Source organism: Pseudomonas sp. MPC6 (assembly GCF_006094435.1).
Lineage (GTDB): Bacteria > Pseudomonadota > Gammaproteobacteria > Pseudomonadales > Pseudomonadaceae > Aquipseudomonas.
Window position 1 is genome coordinate 3,342,471 of sequence record NZ_CP034783.1, and the last position, 23,468, is coordinate 3,365,938.

Annotated in this window: 14 protein-coding genes; 7 read left to right on the forward strand and 7 right to left on the reverse strand. The window is 62.5% G+C overall.

The features are described 5' to 3' along the window. Window positions 1-15 precede the first annotated feature (15 nt). On the forward strand, window positions 16-1,599 hold the full coding sequence (locus tag ELQ88_RS17535; RefSeq protein WP_138966630.1) for an ATP-binding cassette domain-containing protein: 1,584 nt from the start codon (window positions 16-18) through the stop codon (window positions 1,597-1,599). 25 nt (window positions 1,600-1,624) lie between these two features. Here ELQ88_RS17535 and ELQ88_RS17540 read toward each other — a convergent pair whose 3' ends face one another. Continuing rightward, the gene (locus ELQ88_RS17540; protein WP_228761626.1) at window positions 1,625-2,206 is read right to left on the reverse strand and encodes a LysR family substrate-binding domain-containing protein; all 582 of its coding nucleotides are present in this window, start codon (window positions 2,204-2,206) and stop codon (window positions 1,625-1,627) included. Window positions 2,207-2,512: 306 nt separating this feature from the next. On the opposite strand from ELQ88_RS17540, the gene ELQ88_RS17550 reads away from it, so the two are divergent. Next, window positions 2,513-2,827, forward strand: a complete 315-nt coding sequence (locus ELQ88_RS17550) for a DUF2834 domain-containing protein (RefSeq protein WP_138966632.1) — start codon at window positions 2,513-2,515, stop codon at window positions 2,825-2,827. A 151-nt stretch (window positions 2,828-2,978) separates the two neighbouring features. On the opposite strand, the gene ELQ88_RS17555 is transcribed toward ELQ88_RS17550, so the two are convergent. From ELQ88_RS17555 to ELQ88_RS17565, 3 genes are all read right to left on the reverse strand, one after another. Next, window positions 2,979-4,253: an MFS transporter gene (locus ELQ88_RS17555; RefSeq protein ID WP_128871398.1), complete on the reverse strand. Its 1,275-nt coding sequence runs from the start codon at window positions 4,251-4,253 to the stop codon at window positions 2,979-2,981. A 61-nt stretch (window positions 4,254-4,314) separates the two neighbouring features. Further along, a complete protein-coding gene (locus ELQ88_RS17560) occupies window positions 4,315-5,469 on the reverse strand; it encodes an acyl-CoA dehydrogenase family protein (protein ID WP_128871397.1) in 1,155 nt (384 codons plus the stop codon). A gap of 58 nt (window positions 5,470-5,527) precedes the next feature. Continuing rightward, window positions 5,528-6,394, reverse strand: a complete 867-nt coding sequence (locus tag ELQ88_RS17565; RefSeq protein WP_138966633.1) for an IclR family transcriptional regulator — start codon at window positions 6,392-6,394, stop codon at window positions 5,528-5,530. 237 nt (window positions 6,395-6,631) lie between these two features. Here ELQ88_RS17565 and ELQ88_RS17570 point away from each other — a divergent pair, with 237 nt between their 5' ends. From ELQ88_RS17570 to ELQ88_RS17580, 3 genes are read left to right on the forward strand one after another with little or no spacing between them, the layout of a single operon-like run. Further along, entirely contained in the window at window positions 6,632-7,417 is a 786-nt protein-coding gene (locus tag ELQ88_RS17570; RefSeq protein WP_138966635.1) for an enoyl-CoA hydratase, read from the forward strand. A 3-nt stretch (window positions 7,418-7,420) separates the two neighbouring features. After that, a complete protein-coding gene (locus ELQ88_RS17575) occupies window positions 7,421-8,959 on the forward strand; it encodes a 3-hydroxyacyl-CoA dehydrogenase (RefSeq protein ID WP_138966637.1) in 1,539 nt (512 codons plus the stop codon). A 1-nt stretch (window position 8,960) separates the two neighbouring features. Continuing rightward, window positions 8,961-10,199, forward strand: a complete 1,239-nt coding sequence (locus tag ELQ88_RS17580) for a CaiB/BaiF CoA-transferase family protein (RefSeq protein ID WP_138966639.1) — start codon at window positions 8,961-8,963, stop codon at window positions 10,197-10,199. A gap of 163 nt (window positions 10,200-10,362) precedes the next feature. Here ELQ88_RS17580 and ELQ88_RS17585 read toward each other — a convergent pair whose 3' ends face one another. Further along, on the reverse strand, window positions 10,363-11,265 hold the full coding sequence (locus ELQ88_RS17585; RefSeq protein WP_138966641.1) for a LysR family transcriptional regulator: 903 nt from the start codon (window positions 11,263-11,265) through the stop codon (window positions 10,363-10,365). A gap of 304 nt (window positions 11,266-11,569) precedes the next feature. Between ELQ88_RS17585 and ELQ88_RS17590 the strand changes: the two genes are divergently transcribed. Both ELQ88_RS17590 and salA read left to right on the forward strand, forming a co-directional pair. Beyond that, on the forward strand, window positions 11,570-12,907 hold the full coding sequence (locus ELQ88_RS17590) for an aromatic acid/H+ symport family MFS transporter (protein WP_138966643.1): 1,338 nt from the start codon (window positions 11,570-11,572) through the stop codon (window positions 12,905-12,907). Window positions 12,908-13,003: 96 nt separating this feature from the next. Then, window positions 13,004-14,287 (forward strand): salicylate 1-monooxygenase, encoded by a 1,284-nt coding sequence (gene salA, locus ELQ88_RS17595; protein ID WP_138966645.1) that lies wholly within the window; start codon window positions 13,004-13,006, stop codon window positions 14,285-14,287. 218 nt (window positions 14,288-14,505) lie between these two features. Here salA and ELQ88_RS34145 read toward each other — a convergent pair whose 3' ends face one another. Both ELQ88_RS34145 and ELQ88_RS17605 read right to left on the reverse strand, forming a co-directional pair. Further along, window positions 14,506-14,874 (reverse strand): nucleotidyltransferase domain-containing protein, encoded by a 369-nt coding sequence (locus ELQ88_RS34145; RefSeq protein ID WP_161599973.1) that lies wholly within the window; start codon window positions 14,872-14,874, stop codon window positions 14,506-14,508. Further along, window positions 14,874-23,444: a neuraminidase-like domain-containing protein gene (locus ELQ88_RS17605; RefSeq protein ID WP_138966647.1), complete on the reverse strand. Its 8,571-nt coding sequence runs from the start codon at window positions 23,442-23,444 to the stop codon at window positions 14,874-14,876. Before ELQ88_RS17605 ends, ELQ88_RS34145 begins: the two co-directional genes overlap by 1 nt. Window positions 23,445-23,468: the final 24 nt, after the last annotated feature.

Here is a 23,468-nt window from a genome sequence, read left to right on the forward strand (position 1 = left end):
TGATAAGGAAGCGTCATGACTCAACGGCTACTTCAACTTGATCAAGTGTCGTTCACGCTGCCCGACGGGCGCATGCTGTTCGATCGCTTGAACCACACCTTCAGTACCAGGGCCACAGGAATCGTGGGCGCCAATGGCTGTGGCAAGTCCTTGCTTGGCCAGCTCCTGACGGGGGAGCAACTGCCCACCAACGGCATCGTCCGCCGCGAAGGGCAGGTTTATGCCGTGGCGCAGTTACTGGAACCCGAGCGCTATCCCAGCGTTGCCGCGCTGACCGGGGTCGAGCCTATTCTGGCGGCACTGGAGCGCATAGCCCAAGGCAGCGTCGACGATGACGACCATTTGCTGGCGGTCGACCAATGGGATTGCGCCATGCGCCTTGAGGTGCAACTGCAGCAGGTCGGCCTGGGTCATTTGAACGCCGACTCGCGCACCGACGCACTCAGTGGTGGCGAACGGCAACGGGTGGCGCTAATGGGGGCGTGGTTATCCAGGGCCGACTGGCTCATTCTGGATGAGCCCAGCAACCACCTGGATATTGATCAGCAACACAAGCTGGCGCAGCAGATCGATCGCTGGCCCAACGGCCTGGTGTTGATCAGCCACGACCGCGGACTTCTGGAGCACGTGAGCGAAATTGTCGAGCTTTCGCCATTGGGGCTGGCGGCCTATGGCGGCAACTACAGTCAGTATGCGGCGGCGCGCGAGCAAGAACAGCAGGCATTCCAGTCGGCATTGCAAGGTGAGCGGATGCAGGCCAAGCGTGAGCAACGTGAGATGCTCGTGCAGATGGAGCGCCAGCAACGGCGCAATGCCCGCGGCGACCGTCAGGCCCGCGATGGCAATCAAACCAAACTGATCACCAATGCCCAGAAAGAGCGCAGTGAAAACAGCCAGGGAAAATTGCGCCTCAATCAACAGGTGGCCCGGGAGCAGCAGCAACAGCGGATCGCCGAGGCCCGGGCGCGGTGCGCACCGGAGATTCAACGCATGATGCTGTCTCCGGAAAGCGTAGTGCCCAATGGCAAGCTGATATTGCAGCTCAACGATGTCGTGCTGCCGTTCGGTCATACGGCGCCGATCAATCTGACGCTGACGGGGCCTAGGCGCATGGTGATCCTGGGCGCCAACGGCAGCGGCAAGTCGACCCTGTTGCGAGTAATCGCTGGCCAACTGCCGGTGCGCGGAGGCGAACTCATCTGCAGTTGCCACGTCGGCTGGCTGGATCAACACGCCGGATTGCAGTATCCCGAACGCACGGCGGTGCAGTGGCTCCATGAGAGTAATCCGGAGTTGCCCGAAGCCGAGGCACGAACCCGGCTGGCGCAGATGGGGATCGATGCGGATCGTGCGATGCTCGAGACCTGTCAGTTGAGTGGCGGCGAACGCCTGAAAATAGCCCTGGCGGCGCAGCTGTATGCACAGCGACCCCCGCAATTGCTGTTGCTGGACGAGCCGGATAACCATTTGGATCTGCCCAGTCGAATCGCGCTGGAGCAGATGCTTGATCAGTATCAAGGGGCCTTGATCGTCGTCTCTCACGACAGTGCTTTCCTGCAGGCCCTTCATCTGGATGCTGAGCTCCAGCTCAACAGCTAGAGGTTGTTGCCCAACCTCTTACAGTTTATGGATAGAGTTCATCGAGCACCTGCATCAGCGCTCGCTTGCGTGGGTTTTCCAGGCCGGTCCAGGCTACGCCGATGCCGATGCCGATGCCGATGCCGATGCCGATGCCGATGCCGATGCCGGCGCCGCTCATGGCCAGTGTCAGGGGGCGGGTCACGACTCCGATGGGCAGCGCCGATGCGGCACCGCTGGGCAAGATGCCGAGGCCCAGGCCGGCGGCCACCAAGGCCAACAGGGTGGTGAACTCGCCCATCTCCCGGGCGATCGTCAGGGTGACCTTGCGTCGGTGAAAACCCGCCAGCATCTGGTCATACAAGCCGGGCGCGAACTTGCGCGCCAGCACCAGCATCGGGCATCCGGCCAGATCCTGAGGCTTGATACGACGCTGGGTGCACAGCGGGTGGTCTTGCGGCAGCGCCACCACCAGCGACTCCTCGAAGAGCATGCGCGTGTGCACGCCAGCCACATTCAACGGCAGGCGTACCAGGCCAAAATCCAGGGCGTTGTCCAGCAAGGCCCGGGCCTGCGGCAGCGTGGTGGCGACATCATTGCCATCTCCATCCCGAATCCAGACAGTCAAGCTTGCTCTCAACACATGCACGATGCCGGCGTCGTGCTCACCGCCACCAATACGCTTATGGCAGAGTTCGGACAGGATTGGTCTACACCTATCGGACAGCAGATGATTGGCTTGTTGTTCAGCGATGTATTACCGGCCTTGGGTGCTGGCATCCAGTAAAACGGCGAACCTGTCGTGCTGCCCAAAGCGCGTGGTACTTTGGCAGTGCGACGGTTCTCTGGGCTACTTGGCACGCTGCGTACTGAGAGTGCCGTGCTCCAGTATCGTTGCTATACGTGAACATCACTTCTTGTCCAGGGAGGACAAATGAAAAAACCCTACATCTCGCTTGCTGCATTGGTGATTTTTTCGTTGTATACGGCGGGTACCATGCTCTTTGCCGAGCAATCGCTCATCGACTTTGGCCTTGGGTTACTGTCCAGCCCAGACACTGCCCAGGTAGTCATTGATCTCTACCTGCTGGGCGTCCTCGCTTGCGTCTGGATGTATCGGGATGCTCGTTCCAAAGGCCGATCTATGGCCTCTCTTGTGCCTTATTTCCTGATAACAGCCGTATTTGTATCGATCGGCCCATTGCTCTACATCGTCATCAACGGGTTTGGCAGGAAAGCACCGCGGTAGGCATGTTTGATACGGATATCCTCACGCACCCAATTACGGTGTCTTGAGTATGAACGGGGGGAGGCATCACACGTTTGGAGTCTTGATCCTGTGCATCAGCAGCAGTCGGCAGGATCCCAAGGTCCCGCCAGGCTGCTGCTGATTGCCGCTTCTACTGTTTTTGCGGATCGAATTGCTTGTCCTTGATAAACAGCGCGGGAATCACGCCGCAGATGAAGTAGGCCGCGCCCATGACGAGGAAGCCCACGCCGATCGAGCCATGCGAGGCGAGGAAGCCGATAGCGGCCGGCGCAATCGCCGCGCCCAGACGCCCGATATTGTAGGCACCGCCTACGGCGGACCCGCGGAATTTGGCCTCGAAGCTTTCGGTCATGTACGTGGCGTTCACACCATAAGGAATGCCGTACAAGAAGCCGAACACCACCAGCATCCACAGGATGTTGTCCTGGCTTTGGAACAGCACGATCACCGGCAGGAATATCGCGGTCCCCAGGGCGCCAAAGGCGAACACGGTACGCCGCCCGATACGGTCAGCCGCCAGGCCCGCCAGGATTTTGCCGAGGATCATCGCGGTGTAGGTGCCGACCATGTAGCCGGTCATGGACTTGAGGTTCATGCCCAGTTCGCTTTCCAGGTACGTCGGCATCCAGTTGTTCACACCGTAGTAACCGAACTGCAGAAAGCCGGCAGTCAGGGCCCAGAAGATAAACATCCGGCTGGCCTGCGGATCACTGAAGATCAGCTTGTACATGCTCTCGCGCTTTGCGGGGATTGACTGTTGGGCGCCGCTGATTTTTTTCCGGGCGCGCTCGGCCTGGGCGTTGATCCAGGTTTGTGGCTCCGGCACGAATCGTTGCATCACCACGGCCAGGATCACCGGGATAATGGCGATGTAGAACAGCCAGCGCCAGCCATGCACTGGCAGTATCCAGCCCGCCAGCAGGGTCGCCACGATATACCCCACCGACCAGCCTGCCTGCAGGGTGCCGAGGACGGTGGTGCGGTAGCGGGTGGGCACGTATTCGGACATCAATGTGTTGCAGGCCACGTACAGTGCGCCGATCCCCAGCGAGGCCACGAACCGGGTGATCGCGAATTGCCAATAGCTGTGCGTCAGGCCCAGGACAGCGGTGCCGACGGAAAACAGGACGATACTCCAGACCACGGTTTTCACCCGGCCGAAACGATCGCAGGCCCAGCCGCCGTAGATGCCACCGATGGCCATCCCGGCCAGGGTAAAGCTACCCAGGCTGCCGGCCTCGACGTTGCTCAGGCCGAACTCGGCCTTCAGGCTACTGAGGCTGTAGGACAGCAGCATCAGATCGGCACCGTCGATCAACAATCCAAGAAAGCAGAAGATGAAGACCAGTACCCAGGTACTGGTTTTGGCGTGCGTCGTCGCACTCGCCTGAGCAGCAGCGTCCATAGCGTAACCCTATTGTATTTATGGGAAGGGGATTTGAGCCGGAAATTGAAAGCCCGTGGCCTTAGCCTTGCGCGTCGCGGATCATGTTGCGGGCAATGACCAGCTGTTGGATCTGGGTGGTGCCTTCATAAATGCGGAACAGGCGAACATCGCGATAGAAGCGTTCAATGGCGTATTCGCTGACATAGCCGGCGCCACCATGAATCTGTACGCAGCGGTCGGCGACCCGTCCGCACATTTCAGTGGCGAACATCTTGGCGCAGGAGGCTTCCGTGCTGACGTTACGTCCGTCGTCACGCTTGCGCGCGGCATCGAGGACCATGCAGCGGGCTGCATAGATTTCCGCCTTGCTGTCGGCAAGCATCGCCTGGATCAGTTGGAACTCGGCAATCGGCTTGCCGAATTGCTTGCGCTCAATCGCATATTGCAGCGAATCGGCCAGCATGCGCTCGGCGGCGCCGACGCTCAGGGCGGCAATATGCAGGCGACCTTTATCCAGGACTTTCATAGCGGTTTTAAAACCCACGCCTTCAACGCCACCGATCAGTTGGCTGGCGGGAACGCGGGCATTTTCGAAGATCACGTCGCAGGTGTGAGCGCCTTTGTGGCCCATCTTGTGATCGGTTTTACCCAGGGAGATACCGGCCGTATCACGCTCGACGATGAACGCACTGATGCCGCCGGAACCCTTGATGGCCGGATTGGTGCGCGCCATCACGGTGAAGATGTTGGCGTGGGGCGCATTGGTGATGAAGCGTTTGGTGCCGTTGAGGATATAGCTGTCGCCGTCACGCACGGCCGTGGTTTTGAGCGAGGCCGCATCAGACCCCGAATCGGGTTCGGTCAGGCAGAAGGCACTGAGCAGCTCGCCACTGGCCAGCTTTGGCAGGTACCTGGCTTTCTGCTCCGGGCTGCCATCGAGCAGAATGCCGATAGAGCCGATGCCGTTGTTGGTGCCGATGTAAGAACGAAAGGCCGGGGAGGTGCGGCCCAGTTCGAAGGCGATGTTGACCTCTTCTTCCATGGTCACGCCCATGCCGCCGAACTCTTCCGGCAGGGTCAGGCCGAACAGCCCCATCTCTTGCAATTGCACGACGATGTCGGCCGGGATGTTGTCGGTCTCGGCCACCTCGTTCTCACGGGGAATCAGCACTTCGCTGACGAACTGACGAAGGGAATCCAGCAGTATCTGCAGGGTTTCGGTATCACGGATCATGTGCGCTCCCAAGGCTCGCGAGCGAGCCGGTTGTTTAGGGCGCCGTTACTCCGTTGCGTCAGCGAGCAGCGGCGCCAATGTTATTGACCATGTTGATCAGGCGAGGCCCGATATCGTCCACGAGCTGCTCACGGGGTAGCTGAAAGCTCGGTCCACCGCAGTTGAAGGTCAGCAACCCGTACTGCGGGTGCAGCAACGGCACTGCAACGGAGTTGACGTCGCGGTGCCACTCACCCACCGACAGGCAGAAGCCGTAGTCGGCGTAATCCCTGAAGGCTCTGTCCAGGCCCTTGCGGATGGCTGGCCATTGCTCCGTTTCACGCTGGCGAATGTGGTCGAGCAGAAATTCCCGCTCGGTTTCCGGCATCGCCGCCAGGCACGCCCGGCCCACCGAGCTCTGTGCCAGCGGCAAGTAGCTGCCGATCTGCCGACGCATGGTCATGTTGCCCTGACCCTGGACCACATCCAGGTACACCATCTGCAGTCGATCGCGGGCGGCCATGGCGACGGCCGCCTGGGCGTGATTGGCCAAACCCTCCATCAGGGGATGCGCCACCGTGCGAATCGCCAGGTTCGACAACATGGCGTAACCGAAACCCAATACGCCGACGTCCAGCTGATACTTGCCTGAATGCACTTCACGCTTGAGGCAGCCCAGGCGCATCAGCGTATTGGTCAGCCGCGTCACGGTCGGTTTGGGCAGCCCGGTCATCCGCGCCAGGTCCTGATTGCCGAGCACGTTGTCCCGCGGCGTGAAACACCGCATCAACTCAAGCCCGCGGGCCAACGCCGTCACGAACTGGCCAGTGCTTTCGTCATCGCTCAGCGCGCTGGCGGGATCGAGCATCCCCATCTTCAGCAAGCCGATTTCATCCGTTCCTTTCGCCTGGTCCACGGCCTGGTGATCTGCCTTGTTGCGACCCATGGTAGAACCTCGCTTTCGAGAAATGCAAGAAAATAAAATACAGTTTCGCCTGACGAAATTGTATTCGCTGCTTCAAAAAAAACCAACCAATTTATGGATTGCTTATAAAGCATTGTATTTAAAGGCTTAAATAAGATTTATCAGTTTACCTGTTTACAGCGATTTATCAGCGTCTCTATGATTGAATGTAATTACGGTATTCGGTTTCGTCTAGCGAAACAAAAATAAGAGGTAAGTATGGACTCCCAGCCCAACGCTGTAGTGGCTCTGCACATTCGCGATGACGCCGTCGCTGTCGTACGGATCCAGCGGCCCGAGGTCAAGAACGCGCTCAACAGCGCAGTGCGCGAACAGTTGGCTGAAATCTTTCGCGCCCTGGCCGGCAATGAACGGGTGCGTGCGATCGTTCTCACCGGTGGTGAGCAGTGCTTTGTCGCCGGTGCCGACATCCGCGAGTTCGCCGAGGCCAGCCCGATCGAGATGTATCGCCGCCACACGGAGTACTTGTGGGAGGCCATCTCTCGTTGCCCTAAACCGGTGATCGCCGCGGTGAACGGTTTTGCCTTGGGCGGCGGCTGTGAACTGGCGATGCACTGCGACATCATCGTTGCAGGGCAGTCGGCACGCTTCGGCCAGCCGGAGGTCAAGCTTGGCCTGATGCCGGGCGCCGGTGGCACCCAACGGCTGATTCGCGCCGTCGGCAAATTCCAGGCGATGCGTATCGCACTCACGGGCTGCCTGGTCGCGGCCCCCGAAGCACTGGCCATGGGCATGGTCAGCGAGGTGGTGAGTGACGAGCGCACAGTGCCGCGCGCCCTTGAGCTGGCCGCTGAAATAGCCGCCTTGCCGCCGCTGGCTGTGGCGCAGATCAAAGAGGTGCTGCTGCTCGGCGCCGACTTGCCCCTGGACAGCGCCCTGGCGTTGGAGCGCAAGGCGTTTCAGTTACTGTTCGATTCCAGGGACCAGAAGGAGGGCGCTACTGCCTTCCTGGAAAAACGCCAAGCCAACTTCTCGGGAGAGTGAAGCATGACACGCGAGATCAACCGTATGGCGGTGGTGGGGGCTGGCATCATGGGCACCGGCATTGCCCAGATTGCAGCCCAGGCCGGTATCCAGGTCCTGTTGTTCGATAACCGCGAAGGCGCCGCCCAGGCCGCTCGCGATAACCTTGAACAGACGCTGGACAAGCTGGCGAGCAAGGGCAAGATCCTCGGCGCAGACGCACAGGCCACACTCGATCGCCTGCAGGTAGCGACCGCGCTGACCGAGCTCAAGGAGGTCGAGCTGGTCGTCGAAGCCATTATTGAGCGCCTCGATGCCAAGCAGTCGTTGCTCGCCCAGCTTGAAGCGGTCGTCGCTGACGATTGCATTCTGGCCACCAATACCTCGTCGCTGTCCGTGACCAGCATCGCCCGGGAATGTCGGCGTCCTGAGCGTGTCGCGGGGTTCCATTTCTTTAACCCGGTGCCGCTGATGAAAGTCGTCGAAGTCATCGACGGCCTGGCCAGTGATCCGCTAGTCGGTGATCGCCTGCAGGCGTTGGCGGCGCGCATGGGCCACCGGGGTATCCGGGCCAAGGACACGCCAGGTTTCATCATCAACCATGCGGGGCGTGCCTACAGCACCGAAGCCCTGCAAATACTCAAGGAAGGCGTGGCCGAGCCCGCCGAAATCGACCGCATCCTGCGCGAAGGCCTGGGTTTTCGCATGGGGCCGCTGGAGCTGTTCGACCTGACAGCCCTGGATGTCTCGCACCCGGTGATCGAGTCGATCTACAACCAGTTTTACCAGGAGCCTCGTTATCGTCCGGCAGCGCTGACCCGGCAAATGCTTGAGGCCGGGTTCGTCGGGCGCAAGGTCGGGCGGGGTTTTTACCGCTACGCCAACGGTCAAAGGGTCGATGCGCCCCCGGCGCAGGCAGTGCCGGTCGTGGAGACGCTACCGCCGGTGTGGCTGGGGACCGAGAACGCGGCTGATCGTGTCGGCCTGATGGCGTTGCTGGAGCAGCTGGGCGCGCAGGTAGAGCAGGGCGCCACGCCGTCCAGCGCAGCACTCTGCCTGCTGGCGCCCTATGGCCTGGATGCCACCAGCGCTGCGGTACGCTTTGCCACCGACCCGACTCGCACGGTCTGCATCGACCCGCTGCTCGACAGCACGCGCTACCGCACGCTGATGCCGACCCCGGCCACCCGCGTCGACATGCGCGATGCCGCGCATGCCTTGTTGGCGCGCGACGGCGTCGGGGTCAGCATGATCAACGACAGCGTCGGCTTCGTCGCCCAGCGTGTGCTGGCGATGATCGTCAACCTGGCCGGCGATATCGTCCAGCAGCGCATCGCCAGCGTCGAAGACCTGGAGGAGGGCGTGCGCCGGGGGCTGGGTTACCCGCAGGGGCCGTTGGCCTGGGGCGACAGTGTCGGCAGCAAACGCTTGCTGACCATCCTGGAACGCATGAGCGAATTGACCGGCGATCCGCGTTACCGGCCGGGCCCTTGGCTGCGCCGACGCGCGACCCTCGGCCTGTCGCTGTGCCACGCCGAATGCACGCAAACAAAGGTGAAATGACATGGGTGCTTTGACTGGATACCGCGTACTCGACTTGAGCCGTGTGCTGGCCGGCCCCTGGTGTGGCCAGACCCTGGCCGACCTGGGCGCCGAAGTCATCAAGGTGGAACGACCGGGGGTGGGTGACGACACCCGCGGTTGGGGGCCGCCATGGATGAAGGGCCAGCACGATGAGGCGACCCACGAAGCCTCCTATTACCAATCGACCAACCGCGGCAAGTTATCGGTGGCGCTGAACCTGGCAAGTGCCGAAGGCCAGGAACTGGTGCGTGCGCTGGCCACCGACTGCGATGTGCTGATTGAAAACTACAAGGCCGGCTCGTTGGCTAAATACGGGCTGGATTATGCCTCTTTGTCCCGGCTCAACCCGCGGCTGGTGTATTGCTCGGTGACCGGCTTCGGGCAGACCGGGCCACGGGCTGCGGAGCCGGGTTATGACTTCATCATCCAGGGCATCGGCGGGCTGATGAGCATCACCGGCGAGCGCGATGACCTGCCGGGTGGCGGGCCGCAGAAAGTGGGGGTGGCATTCTCCGACCTGATGACCGGGCTCTACTCCACGGTCGCCATTCAGGCGGCATTGCTCAGCCGCGAGAAAACCGGAGTGGGTCAACACATCGACATGGCGCTGTTGGACGTGCAGGTCGCCACCCTGTGCAACCAGAGCCAGAACTACCTGGCGTCCGGCAAACCCCCGGGCCGCTACGGCAACGCCCACGCCAACATCGTGCCGTATCAGGTATTCCGTGCCAGTGATCAGGACTTCGTGATCGCCTGCGGCAACGACTCCCAGTTCGTTGCGCTGTGCGAGGCGATCGGTCTGACGGACCTGCCTGAAGACCCGCGCTTTGCGCGCAATGCGGACCGAGTGACCCATCGGGAGGCGATCATCGAAATTCTTACCCGGCATTTCCTCAGTGCTACGGCCGATGAATGGGTGCGACGCATTCACCCGCAGGGCGTGCCGATTGGGGTGATCAACAGCATTGCCCAGGCGCTGGATGAGCCACAGGTGAAGGCGCGCAATATGGTGGTGAACATCCCCCATCCGCTGAAGGCCGATTTCGTGACCGTGGGCAGTCCCATCAAGATGTCCGGCACGCCAGTCGAGTACCTGCGCCCGGCGCCGATGCTGGGTGAACATACGGACGAGGTGCTCAAGCGTCAGTTGGGGCTGGACGATGAACGCCTGGCGGAGTTGAAGGCACGGGGCGTCATCGAGCAGCTAGGGGAGCGCTGACAGGTATCGCCTGGCACGCCGCCTGAGTTCATCAGGGGGCGTGTGCCCGGCGTACTGCATCACCGAGGCTGAAATGCTGGCGTGAAGGTGGTAGAGGCGGTTGGGAGGGAAAGTTTGATGATGTCGAATATTCAGGCCGTCGAGCATCTTGAATGGGCTCCATTCAATCGGAGAACAACTCAAACATCAGCTGACGCAACCAACGATTGGCCGGATCCTTGTTGTATCGCGTGTGCCAGAACAGATTGATCTCGATGTTCGGCAACTCCAGGGGCGGCGCAAGTACTGTGAGTCCGAAGGGTTGTTCGCAACTGAGGGCGAAGCGTTCGGGCACTGTCGCCAGCAGATCCGTGCGTTGAAGTATGTGGCCTATCGCGACGAAATGCGGCACCTCCAACCGAATGTTTCGCTCGATGCCTTCACGGGCGAGGAAGGTATCAACGACGCCGTGCCCGGTGTTCGCTGCTACTACGCGAACGTGGTCATAGCTGCAAAAGCGCTCGAGCGTCAACGGCTCCCGGGTGGCTGGATGGCCCTTGCGGCACAGGCAGACGTAGCGATGATGGAACAGGCGTTGTTGAAAAAAACCCGCTTGCAGGTGAGGAAGCAAACCGACCGCAAGGTCGATCGCACCGTTCTGCAGACCTTCCGCCAGGGTATCGGTGTTGTTGCGCAGCGTACTGATCGAGCAACCCGGAGCGCGTTCCGCCAGGGCATCCATCAGCCGTGGCATGAAGTAGATTTCACCGATGTCCGTCATTGCCATGGTGAATCTGCGATTGCAAGTGAGTGGATCAAACGTGTCCTGGCGACTGAGTGCATCGCGTAGCGTCTGAATGGCCAGAGCGACCGGCTCGGCCAGTTGCCGGGCATAGGGGGTGGGTTCCATTCCCTGGTAGGTGCGCACGAAAAGTTCGTCGTTCAAGGTGGTACGCAACCGCTTGAGCGCGTTGCTCACCGCCGGCTGGGTCAATTCAAGATTATCCGCCGCAGTCGAGACCCTGCGGTCGATCAGCAGTTGGTTGAACACCAACAGAAGATTGAGATCCAGCTCCCGTAATTCCATAACGCCTCGTGCAGGTTGGCTCATGCCAGGGCAATCAACCCGTTGCCCGACCGTGGGTCTGCACCGCTCGGAAATGGCCGCTGCAAGAGCCGCAAGCCTATCAATTGCGGTAGCGTCGCGTCCATCGCATTGGTTGCGCGGCTGTTACTCGTCCCTGAGCTGTATTCACACTCGAAATAACAGGTATGTGGATCACTGCATTTATCACGCTAGACGCCTTGGCCATGATCGCTGCATTGCCCAAATAACCTCCGCGGGTCTATGAACCTGCGGCTCTATAACAATGACAAAAAAGAGCGATGCCATGCGTACGATCGATGTATCAGCCCTGATTGACGGGGCACGTTTCAATGCCTTCCACGCGCGCGTACTGTTCTGGTGCGCGCTGATCATCATCTTCGACGGCTATGACCTGGTCATCTATGGCGTGGTGTTGCCCTCACTGATGGCCGAGTGGGGCCTGAGCGCATTGCAAGCTGGAGCCTTGGGGAGCTGTGCGCTGGTGGGCATGATGTTGGGGGCACTGTTTTTCGGATCATTGTCCGACCGGATAGGCCGGCGTAAAACCATCATGATCTGCGTCACCCTGTTCAGCGGGGTGACCGCGCTCAACGGCCTGGTTCAGAGCCCGGAGGCGTTTGCCCTGTGCCGGTTTGTGGCCGGTCTGGGGATTGGCGGGGTCATGCCGAACGTCGTCGCGTTGATGAACGAGTATGCGCCCAAGCAATCGCGCAGTACCTTGGTCGCCCTCATGTTCAGTGGCTACTCGTTGGGCGGAATGTTGTCTGCCGGCCTGGGCATGGTGCTGATTCCCCTGTGGGGATGGCAGGCTGTGTTTTATGTGGCTTTGATTCCACTGTTGGCATTGCCATTGCTGATACGACAGCTGCCCGAGTCGATGGATTTTCTGCTGCGCACCGGGCAGACGATCAAGGCCCAGGCGCTATTGGCGCAGGCTGTGCCGAGTTATGTGCCAAGCGCAGCCGACCAGTTAAGCCGCATCGCCGCCAAAGGCTCGAACGTGTCGATTTCCGAGCTATTCCGTGATGGGCGCAAGTTAAGCACCTTCATGCTCTGGCTGGCGTTTTTCTGCTGCCTGCTGATGGTCTATGCATTGAGCTCCTGGTTGCCAAAACTGATGAGCGCCGCCGGGTATGGATTGAACTCGAGCCTGGCGTTTCTGGTGGTGCTGAACCTGGGTGCGATCATCGGCGCGGTCGCCGGCGGTTGGCTGGGCGATCGAATCGGCATTGCCAAGGTCTTGTTCGTCTTCTTCTGCTGCGGGGCGGCGGCCCTGAGTCTGCTGGCGCTCAAAGCGCCATTACCGGTGCTCTATTTGCTGATTGCCGTCGCCGGTGCGTGCACCATCGGCACGCAAATCCTGGCCAACGCCTGCACCGTCCAATATTACCCACCGCAGATACGGGCCACCGGCCTCGGTTGGGCGATGGGTGTGGGTCGCACCGGTGCAATCATTGGTCCGCTGCTGGGCGGCGCCTTGCATGCCTCTTCGCTGCCGTTACAGGCGAGCTTCCTCATCTTCGCCATTCCGGGATTGGTCGGGGCCATTGCCATCCTGGTCTTCCTGATCCAAAACGCATCGAGCCGCCAGCGCTCAGCGTCCAGCCAATATTCACATTGATGATGCTGTGTATTGGAGTTGCTGTATTTATCAATAGCACACAGTTGGCGATGATTCAGCGACTCAAATAACAAACAGCCACACGGGTATCTTGCTATGCATTCTTCTCACTCGACCTTGCACATCGGTATTGTCGGCGGTGGTATCGCCGGCGTGGCACTGGCCCTGGATCTGTGCCGCCACTCCCATCTCAGCGTGCAGTTGTTCGAAGCGGCATCGGCCTTTGGCGAGGTCGGTGCAGGTGTCTCCTTCGGCGCCAATGCCGTGCGCGCCATCGCCGGCCTGGGCATTGCCGAACCCTATCGGCAGATCGCCGACCGCGCGCTTGAGCCATGGCAGGATATCTGGTTCGAATGGCGCCGTGGCGAGGATGCCGGCTACCTCGGCGCCAGCCTGGCCGAAGGGGTAGGGCAGTCTTCGGTGCACCGTGCGGATTTTCTCGACGCGTTGGCCAGCCAGTTGCCAGAGGGCATCGCCCAATTCGGCAAGCGCGCGGTTAGCGTAGAGCAGGATGAGCAACAGGCCCGCGTGTTGTTCACCGATGGCAGCGAACATCGTTGCGATCTGTTGATCGCCGCTGACGGCATCAAGTCTTCGATTCGTGATCATGTGCTTCAAGGCCTGGGCCACCCCCTTGCGGCACCCCGCTTCAGCGGCACCTGTGCCTACCGCGGGATGATCGACAGTCAGCAGTTGCGCGCGGCCTACCGGGCCCGGGGTGTCGATGAGCACTTGGTCGACGTCCCGCAGATGTACCTGGGACGTGATGCCCACATCCTCACCTTCCCGGTCAAACAAGGCCGACTGATCAACGTCGTGGCCTTCACTTCCGACCGCAGCCGGCCTGACCCGGCCTGGCCGAGCAATTCCCCATGGGTTCGCAATGCCACCCAGGAAGAAATGCTGGCTGCGTTCACCGACTGGGGTGATGCCGCGCGCGTGCTGCTCGAATGCATTCCGGCACCCACCCTATGGGCGCTGCATGAACTCGAAGAGCTGCCAGGTTACGTACACGGCCGCGTTGGGCTGATCGGCGATGCGGCGCACGCGATGTTGCCGCATCAGGGGGCCGGCGCAGGGCAGGGCCTGGAAGACGCCTGGCTCCTGGCCCGCTTGCTGGCGGACCCGCAAGTGCTGGCGAGCCGGCCCCAGGCTGTGCTGGAGGCCTATGACGCCATCCGCCGCCCACGCGCCTGCCGTGTGCAGCGCACCTCCTGGGAAGCCGGCGAACTGTATGAACTGCGCGATCCTGTTGTCGCCGACAACGAGCAGATGCTGGGTAAAACCCTCGCGGAGCGTTTCGAATGGCTGTGGGAACACGACATGCAGTCCGACCTGCAACAGGCTCGCAATCAACTGGGCTGGAAAGTACAGGCCTAGGGCTTGAACCGGCATGCGCGAGGCAGGGTGGAACCCAACGTACTCTTCACAACTTCATAGGGTGAGCTGTGCGACCACCTCGAGTGGGCTGAGTGTGCTGCAACGAACCTTTACCAGCAACTGGATGAAGTGCTTCCCGGCAGAGTGCGATTCGGGTTTCCTTCAAAAATGCCCACCGTGGAAAACCTTGATGGAAGGTATTCGGTAACGGCCTTTGATCAAGTGATCCCATCGCTCCCCACGCGCAACGCCGGAACCTGCACCGCCGCCTCCTCAGTCCAATAGTACAAGCGGGCCTGTTTCGCGATGATCCAGGCGAATGACAACTCCTCCCGCGCATCCGCCTCGAACTCCTCCGGTGTGAACACATGGACGTCAAGCGGGTGCATCACGCCGAACAGATGCCGACAGATCGATCGGCGTCGCGCTGACTTTGCCAGTGGTGTGCGCAGGATGACGAACAGGTCGAGGTCGCTGTCCTCGCGTGCGAGCCCGACCGCGTACGAGCCAAAGGTACCGGCCGCGATGGGCTGGCACCCCTGGACGATGCGCGTGACGATGCGCTGAATGTCGGCGTCGCTGAGCATCAGGCGATCCCGTAGCTGACAATCAGCAGGATGTCGTTGAACTGCGAGGCGTCCAGGCGTGCATGCCCATTGAGCGTGCTGGCGATCGCCGGCGCAATGCCGGACTCGGGCACGGTCAGCGAGTAGGAACCCGGTTGTCCTGACTGGCCCGTGACGACGCCAAGCGCCGCGACGGGGTCGCCGCCAGACGGAGGCGGCACCTGGTTGATCGACATGGCAACCGCGCTGCCGCCGGTTGGCCCGAACGTGGCGTTGGTGATCTGGGTGCCGGCGGGCGGCACCTCGGTCAGCATCAGGTTGATCGAAATATCGGTGATGGAAGCCGCGCCCAGATTGGAGAACGGGAAGACATTGGCCAACAGCGGCAACGTGAGCACCTGCTGCGTGGCCTCTGGGTCGGCGGGGTTGAAGAAGGCGTAGTAGGCGTCGCTGAAACTGCTGCGCACGCTCAGGAGAAACTGCCGCGGGCCCAACGGCTTGAGCGCCTGGCGTACCGCCTGGGGGTCTCCACCGGCCGCGCGCGCCGAATAGCGCAAGTGCAGGACGACGTCGGTAATGGTGGAGACATCGAAGCCGTTGTCGCGGGGATCGAGCTCCAGGGTCCATGTACTGATTGCACCTTGCCCTTCAAAGGGCAACCAGCGCTCGTCGTGCAGGTTGACCTCGAACAGGCCCGCATCGTCCTGGCCATGACTGGTGCTGATGCTGGCGGAGGCCGCCGGCAGGCTGGCCGCGAACGCCGGGGCCGCGGCCACATCCCGCGCCAGTGCCGGTGAGTACGGCGCAGTGGGCGGCTGCACGCGAACCTTGGCCTGGGCGAGCGTCAAGTTGGCGTTCACGCCACTGTAGGGCCCGGTGACGCAGGGTACAGTGAGTGCCACCGAACGCAGCCGACGGAAATACTGCCCGGGGTGATCGCGATCGAACAGCGCTTCGTCCAGTGCGATATCGCAGATGCCCGTCTGCAGCAATTGCACCAGGGCCAGGGGTTGCACCATCGCCAGCGAGACATGCTTGACCAGCTCGATCTCGCGGGTATTGGCTTGCAGGTACCGGGCCTGCATCCGGCGCAAATCGAAGAGCAGGCTTTCCCCGGCCGTGAGCCCTTTGAGTTGGGTGTCCCAGTAACCGAACTGGACGAAGGCGTCCTGGCTGCCGAGTTCGTACTGATAGGCGGCCTGGGCCTGCCGGGCGAGGGCGAAGGCCAGCTGGTAGGCCTGGGTGTGCACCGTCGTGAGTTGCGTCAGCATCCAGCCGTACAACTGCTCGTTGGTATATTTTTCGTTGAGGAAGTCGCCAACGGCGCGGGCGTTGGCGATCTGCCGCGCCTGCAGGTTGACTTCGCTGTTGGCCATCGCCAGTCGATCGTTGGCCATGGCGATCTGGGTCTCGAGCTGGATCAGCTCCGCGGCGGCGAGCTCCTTTTGCAGGTTCCATTCGTTCATGCGTCGCTGGTAGCTGCCCAGGGTCGCCGTCATGCCCGCGACCTCACTGAGGACCCCGGCAGTGCCGCGCTGGGCGCTGGCCGAGGACGCGAGCGAGGCCGCCACCTGGTCGCCGCTGACTTTGACCAGCGAGGTCGGACTGCCGGCCCAACCCGTCGCGCCGAAGGTCATTTCCGGAATCAGGTGGGCGCCGCTGGCGGTGAGGTCCAGGGGCACCGCCAGGCCATTGATGATCGCGGCCTGGATCTGCAGCGCACTCGCCGCGACTTCCCACGGGTTCATGAAATCGATGTCGGCATAAAAGTCGTGGCGGATCTGCACCGTGGTTTTCTGGTTCTGCAGGGCCGTGACCTGGCCCTCGGCTTCCGCAACGGCCCGGGTCTTGATGTCCAGCAGCCGGGTCTGGATGTCGAAGTCCTGATTGGCGCGCAACACGCCGAGCGCCTCGGCATCCTTTTTCTCCAGAGCCGCCAGCACGGCGGCGCCGTAGCCGCGCACATCGTTGGTCAACTCCAGGGCGCGCTCCAGGTAGACAGGGAAGCGGTACACCGGGGTGAATGGCGCCGCGGCACCGATCGCTCCGGCGCCATAGGCGGCTTGTCCGCCCATCAGTTGCAACGGATTGATCGGCGGGGCGTACAGCGGCAATGGCTGGGCAACGCCCTGCAGGTTGAGGCAATGACGGATCTTGTACAGGCGGTCGGCGACCGTGTCCCAATAGGCCAGCAGCTGATCGTTGGGCGGTATGCAGAAAAACAGCGTGGACAGCTGCGGCAGGTCCGGCGCTTCGCTCACGGCGTCTTGGGCGTCCAGCGCCGGGGTCGGCGCCGCGATCACATTTTCGATGGCGACCAGCACATCGGAGAATGCGTCCAGCCCGTCCTGGATGGCGGCGTAGGTGGTGGCGTCCGGCCGGGTGGCGAAATCGGCGTCGCGCAGGCGCACCTGTTCGGGCCGGGGACCGAGGATCAGGTTCGCGAGCACATAGAGCTGCTCGGCCTGTGCGACCTTTTCCATGGTGTACTGGGCGTACAGCGAGTCACCCCAGGCAATCAGGTTGTCGAGGAACTTCATGACAGTCGCCTTGGCGTACGCGCCGATGCGCAACCGGGCGATGCGGTGCGGATCGAAAGGATGCGCCAGCCAGTCCTGGAGCGCGGCGGCGGTGTCCGGGTCCGCGGTGCCTTGCTGTGCGTTGGCCGCCAGTGTCGCCAGGATGTGCTGGATCTGCTGGGCCAACCACGTGTCGGCATTCATTTCGTAGAACGGCCGGGTGCGCCAGAAGTGCCCAGGTACCGGCGCGGGGTTCGGGTCGGTCGGATCGAACACGTATTTGAGCCATTGCATCGCAGGCTCGTGTTGCTGGTTGCGCATCAGCTGCGTCGCCACCAACATCGGCGCGTGATAGAAAAGCTCCCAGTTGTAGAGGGCGTAGGCACCCGATACGCTGAAATCGACGTCCTCCCGGGGATAGGGTGTCATGACCGGGGGTTGCGGCTGGTACGTTGTCGCGAAGTCGAAGTTGCCCTGGCCGCGTACCGATTGCGGATCGGTCTGCAGCTGGCGCGACATCAGGCGGTCGGTACCGCCCATCTCCAGTTCGCGCAGGAAGGTGCGCGCGTAGGGGTGATAGAACGGGGTAAAGGCATAGCTCGTGGTCCACTGCGGGATGTAGGCGAGATCGTCGAGCTCCTGCGGCGAGCTGGATACGGTGTAGTAATGCGGGCAGACAAAGAAGGTGCGCAACGAATCGGCGGCGAAGAACGGATCCGCGGAATCGAACACCCGGTCCTGCATCGGCACCACCACACGCTGGTTGTCGATGGTGCCCAGCAGGGTCAATGCCGCCGGGGCGCTGTGGCTGCCGGCCAGGGCCAGTACCGTCAGCGGGTTGGCCGGCCCCGGATGGGGGCCGTAGCTGCACAGATCCTGGCCGCGGAACCTGTAGTTGGCGGCCGTCACCAAGGTGTTGGGGAACTGGTACTTCAGCGTGATCAGCGCGTAGCTGGGTTCCTGCGACTGATCGACGGCAGAGGCGGCGGGCAGCGAGTTCTGCGAATAAATGGCCAGCGCTGAATCCGGCATGGGCAACTGGCCGGTGCCTACCAGGACACTGGACCAGGTGCCGTAATTGAGCCAATGCACACTCAGGTAGATCTCCAGCTGCAACGTCGACTGGGCGTCCGCGAACGCGCGGAAGGTGAAGTCGAGCGCCGGGTTATCGGTCTGGACATAGCTTTTTTCGGCGTAGGTGCGCTTGGCCTGCCATTGCCCCGCACTCAACTCGCTCATCGCGAATTCGATGGACCAGAATTTCCTCGCGGCCGCTGCGGTATTGGGTGTCGGCGCGCCGTTATTGGAGGTCGGTATGCTTTGGGTGCCGGCCTTCTCCGAAATCTGCTTGAAGATCGGCCAGACCAGATGCAGTCGCTGGTCCCACACCAGCGGCACGAGCTGATCCGAGGCGATATCCAGGTTCAGCGCCTGCCATGGACTCCAGACGCCGCTGCTCAGCGAACCCTCGGACCGGCTGCGGTAGTACCATTTCGGCGGCGCGCCACGGGTGCGCGCGAACACGTGCAAGACCCGGGATCCGTCGGCGCGAGTCTCGCGGTAGTGCGCGGCGACGGTCAGGTGCCTGACTTCCACCAGTTTGCGCACATAGTTCTTCAACGCCGCCGTGGTTGCGTCGGTGTCGCAGTTGCTTTGCTTGAGTTCGTTCTCGAGGTCGGAAAAGAACGGCGAGCGGTCGCTGCGCAACTCCGGAAGCAGATAGTTCTCGGGGTACAGGAAGACCTGGCGGTTGGCCTGCCAGAGCCTGAACTGGCTCATCCACGCCCATTGGTTCCAGCCTGGGTCGACGGTCGAATCCACCGGGACGCCAGGGACCAGGCCGAGGAAACATTGCTGCACGAATTGCTGAACCGCCAAGGATGCCTCCAGCAGTCGCGTGGTGATGCCGCACGCGCACATGCCGGGGTCGATGAGAAAGCCATTGAAAATATCGTCGCTGCTGAGCAACGGCGGCGTCAGCGCGACGGCCGGGCCTGGACCGAGGAGGTAGGCCACCAAGGCATCGCGGCGCATTTCGCGCAATTTGTCTTCCACCGGCTGCACGGCACCCAGCCAGGCCGAAGGGGCGTAGCGGGACTGGAAGGTGCCCATGGCGGCAGAGGCGGATTCGACGGTCGGCGGTGCGGCCGCCAGTTGCAGCAGCGCAGCCGCCCCGATGTGATATTGCGCCATGGCGTCGAGCGCCGTGCCGAGCGCCGTGAGCATGCCCATGTCGGCGAGCGTGCCGGTCTGGGTGCCCGCATCCAGGGTGGGCGTCGTCGCCGCCAGTGCGTTGGCCAGCACGGTCAGGTCAGTGACACCGGTATTCAGGGCGGTGGCCAGGGCGCCGGACTCATTGCCGATGGCGCCGGCCAGGTCTGCGGGCAACACCTGTACCCAACGGCCCAACACATCGAACAATCTGGGCGCGCTCGCCGTCTGGCGGCGGTTGAGTTGCAGCGCCTGCAGCAGGCGTTCGAAGGGCAGATAGACAGTGCCCGCAGGCGGGGACAGCGGCAGCGCGGCCGGATTCAACCAGTTGAACGAGGCCGCGTGCTGGATCAGGAAGGTAAAGCTCGACACGGTCGGTCTTAGTGCATTGAACAACGCGGCGGCCTTCGCCACGCGGGTGATCCCGTCCACCAGCGGCTGGAAGGGTGTCGGGTCCACGCCATTGGTTTGCCCGAGCAATTGCGTGATGGTGGTGGCAGGCAGTGGCAGGATGCCCGTGCTGGTAAGCGCGGGCGCCACGACGTTTGCGCTGACGCCAGTCGCCGCGGCCAAGGCGCTGACAAACAAGGTTTGCACAGCAGTGGGGTCAGCCAGTGCCAGCTTGGCGAGCGCATCGCGAATCGCCTGCAACACGGCCGTCGCCTCTGCCGTGGTAAACGTCATTTCGCTGCGGGTGGCCGATCCGTTGCGCAGCAGGTAGTCCAGGTCGGCGAGTTTGATGCCGGTTCCTTGCAGGAGCGCCAGTCTGCGCAGGAACTCGGCCGTGTCGGCCGGCGTGCCGCCGAACGCGGCAGCGGACCCGGAAGGCAACGCATCGCAGAGTGTCATCCACAGCAACAGGTCGGGGACGGTGAGGGATAAAGCGGCGGCGAGCCTGGCGTGCCGGAGCAACAGGTTGAGGCCGTCGAGCGACAACTCGAGGGTGACGCCTGTTGCGGCGCCAATCGCTGCAAGGTCGTCGGCGCTCAAGCCCAGTGCCGCCTTGATCGCATTGGGATCGATCGGCCCTCCCGGCAAGGCACCGGCAGCGACAAAGACCCCGGACCAGGACGCCAGCAACGTCGGACTGCGGAACACCCGCTCGTATGTCGATGCAACGAGGGTATCCACCTCGCCCAAGTGGCTGTTCACGTCATGGGTTGGCATCGGGCCCCAAAAACTCAGCAGCTCCTGCAGCGGCAGCCTGAGTCGCTCGCGCAAGGCCAGCGCATCGGCCATGAACACCAGGAACCCGTCGTCCAGGTTGCCGTTCGCCGATTCAAGCGCCCAATCCAGCTCCCACATTTGCAGCCCGGTGGCCGTCCATAGTCGCAGGAAGCGATTGGCCCGATCCAGCACGGCGGCATCGAGCCCCTCAAAGGTCATGAGCGCCGTGTCGCAGCTCGCGATGTTGAGGGTGTCCTGGACGGTGAAACCCAGCTTGAGGGTCACGTTGCCGCCCGTCACCCAGGCCACTTCCAGCAACTGGCACAACTGGGCGAAGTCCAGATGTGCCCGCCCCAGCAGCACGGGCACCCTGGATAAGGCGGCGACCCAGTCGGCGGGTGCCGGGCTCAGCGGCTGCCTCGTCTTGGGGTCATATACGTTCGCCGGGTTGGCCTGGGCCTCGAATCCCCAGCGCTCCCAGGGCGGGTGCGGGTCGGTCCCATTGATTAACGCCTGCAAGGCGGGATTGAGGCCCAGTTGCGCGGCAGCACGCGCCGCCGCACTGCCGCTGCCGCACAGGCGCATCACCTGGTCGAGTCGAGTGCCCATCGCCTGCAGAAACGCCGAAGTCCGGGCGAAGGACAGATCGAAGGGCAGCGTCAACGGGAAGACCGCCACTGCGGTTTTATCGTACGCCGCCTGCGACACGTGCTGGGGCAACGCACGCCGCTCCGCGGAGGAGCCCGTGGTCGCGAACAGCGTGAGCGGTGCAGCGGGCGGTGCTATCGCCGACTCCAGCAATTCATTGACCAGGTCGATGTAGGGCAACGTGACGTCGGTGTTGTCGCAGCCCAGGGCGATGAAGGGCAGATCGGGCCGACGGGAGAGCAGGGCATCGAGGGCGCCGCGTTGTTTGAGAAATTGCAGCAAGTCGACGAAGTAGGCCGCGGGGCTGAGCACCGAGCGGCATTCGCTGCATTCACAGTAGTCGAGCGAACCAAACAGGGCCTGCAGGTCCGGCAGGTTGGCCAGCGAGTCCGCAGCAGGCACGGGGGAGGCCATCAACGCCACGGTGGTGCCATTGAGCGCGAGGTTGTAGCGGCCGAAAGCGGACAACGCGCTGGCGTAGCGCGCTTGCGCACGCAACCAGGCCGCCTCGGCTCGCGGTTGACTGCCGAGCAGCGGCGCCATTTGCGCGACGAAGGGCGCGCGCCCGCTGAAATAGACGGCTTGCGCCGAGTGGTAACCCGCGCCTGCAAGGGCTTCTACCGTCGCGTAGCGCGTCGACAGAAAGGACAGCCGTTGCAGGGTCTTCAGTGAACCCAGGGCCTCGGTCGACAGCTCGAGGTTGTTCCTGGCGACGTAGCGGTCGATGTTGGTGCGGCGCAGATTGAGTCGCGGGTTCGCGGCCAGCACCGACACCAATTCCTCCCTGGCGGCGAAGGCGGATCCCGCAGCTTTGCTCAGGCTGCCAAGAAAGGTCGTTGTCAGGTAGCGCGACTGGAACCGTTCGGCCAAGGCCTTGGCAAAACGGGCGATGCGCTGTGCCGGCGTGTCGTCGGGCAACACCTGGGGAATCGTCGAGGCCTGCGGATCGAGTCGCTCGATCCTTGCGACCCAGTCGGCTTCATCGAGCAGGGCGAGATTCTGCACGCTTGCCAGGTCCCCTCGGGCCAGGCGCTGCAGGGTGTCTTTGACGAGTACCAGGTTGCCGCCGAGCAGTTCGCTGGCGTTCAGTGCGGTGTTGAGCGTCGCCAGCTGTTCCTTGGTCAACGCAGGGTCGGCACGCAGCAGCTTCCATGTGGTGCGCAGACGTTTACCCGACGCGGCGTAGGCCTGGGTGAAGGCAGCACTCACCGCAGCCTCGACGCCAGCGGCACTCAACACGTCGTTGAGCGGTGTCTTGCCGCGGATGTAAGGCGTCGCGCCGACTCGCTGCGTGCGCAATGCGCGCAGCTGCGCCAATTCATCTTTCTGTTTTACCGCATAGGTGGCGGGCAGCACATTGGCCGCGACTGCGGCGTCGAGCGTTTGCGCGAGCGAGGCGTCCGAATGGGCCAGCACCCCCGTCAGCACCTGCGCCACGAACGCGTCGTCGATGCCGGCATCGGGCAATTGCCCCAGCGCCGTGTCGAGGGGCGCCGGAATGCCCTGGCTGAACAGGCCGTACAGCGTGCGTTCATCCAGCTTGCCCGGCACTGCCAGGCGTCGCGCGATGTACAAGCGGGCCACGTCGGCAAACGGCACGCCGCCGGCTTTGGCGACAAAATCCAGTTCGCGATGATCCTTGTTCTGTTTCAGCTTCACCAAGGGCGTCTTCAGCAATTGACTCGCGACCGTGCTGCTCAGCAGCGTGTGGGCCGACGGCGCAGGCACCCGGCCGACGCCTGCCGTTGTCAGGTCGATGTCGACATGCGCATCGGCCGCGAACAGGATCTCGGATTCGGCGATGACCTTGCCGTCGGCGTCGAGGGCTTGCACGATCAGGTTGACGGCTTTGGTGCGCCGATAGGTCAACAGGAACCCGCCCGACTCATCCGTGGCCGCCGAGGCGAGTTCCGATCGATCGCGTACCCGCTGCGCCAACAAGGAGATGCGCGCACCGGCGATGGGGGCGCCGTCAGCGTCGACGAAGGTTCCCTGGACGCTGCCCTGGCCGTCGCCGGCAGCGCCTGGTGTGAGTTCGATAGGCATGGAGCATCCTCCGTGAATCAAACT

Coding starts and splice junctions, on each gene's coding strand:
- ELQ88_RS17535 (WP_138966630.1), top strand. CDS start 16: ATGACTCAACGGCTACTTCAACTTGATCAAGTGTCGTTCACGCTGCCC.
- ELQ88_RS17550 (WP_138966632.1), top strand. CDS start 2,513: ATGAAAAAACCCTACATCTCGCTTGCTGCATTGGTGATTTTTTCGTTG.
- ELQ88_RS17555 (WP_128871398.1), bottom strand. CDS start 4,253: ATGGACGCTGCTGCTCAGGCGAGTGCGACGACGCACGCCAAAACCAGT.
- ELQ88_RS17560 (WP_128871397.1), bottom strand. CDS start 5,469: ATGATCCGTGATACCGAAACCCTGCAGATACTGCTGGATTCCCTTCGT.
- ELQ88_RS17565 (WP_138966633.1), bottom strand. CDS start 6,394: ATGGGTCGCAACAAGGCAGATCACCAGGCCGTGGACCAGGCGAAAGGA.
- ELQ88_RS17570 (WP_138966635.1), top strand. CDS start 6,632: ATGGACTCCCAGCCCAACGCTGTAGTGGCTCTGCACATTCGCGATGAC.
- ELQ88_RS17575 (WP_138966637.1), top strand. CDS start 7,421: ATGACACGCGAGATCAACCGTATGGCGGTGGTGGGGGCTGGCATCATG.
- ELQ88_RS17580 (WP_138966639.1), top strand. CDS start 8,961: ATGGGTGCTTTGACTGGATACCGCGTACTCGACTTGAGCCGTGTGCTG.
- ELQ88_RS17585 (WP_138966641.1), bottom strand. CDS start 11,265: ATGGAATTACGGGAGCTGGATCTCAATCTTCTGTTGGTGTTCAACCAA.
- ELQ88_RS17590 (WP_138966643.1), top strand. CDS start 11,570: ATGCGTACGATCGATGTATCAGCCCTGATTGACGGGGCACGTTTCAAT.
- salA (WP_138966645.1), top strand. CDS start 13,004: ATGCATTCTTCTCACTCGACCTTGCACATCGGTATTGTCGGCGGTGGT.
- ELQ88_RS34145 (WP_161599973.1), bottom strand. CDS start 14,874: ATGCTCAGCGACGCCGACATTCAGCGCATCGTCACGCGCATCGTCCAG.
- ELQ88_RS17605 (WP_138966647.1), bottom strand. CDS start 23,444: ATGCCTATCGAACTCACACCAGGCGCTGCCGGCGACGGCCAGGGCAGC.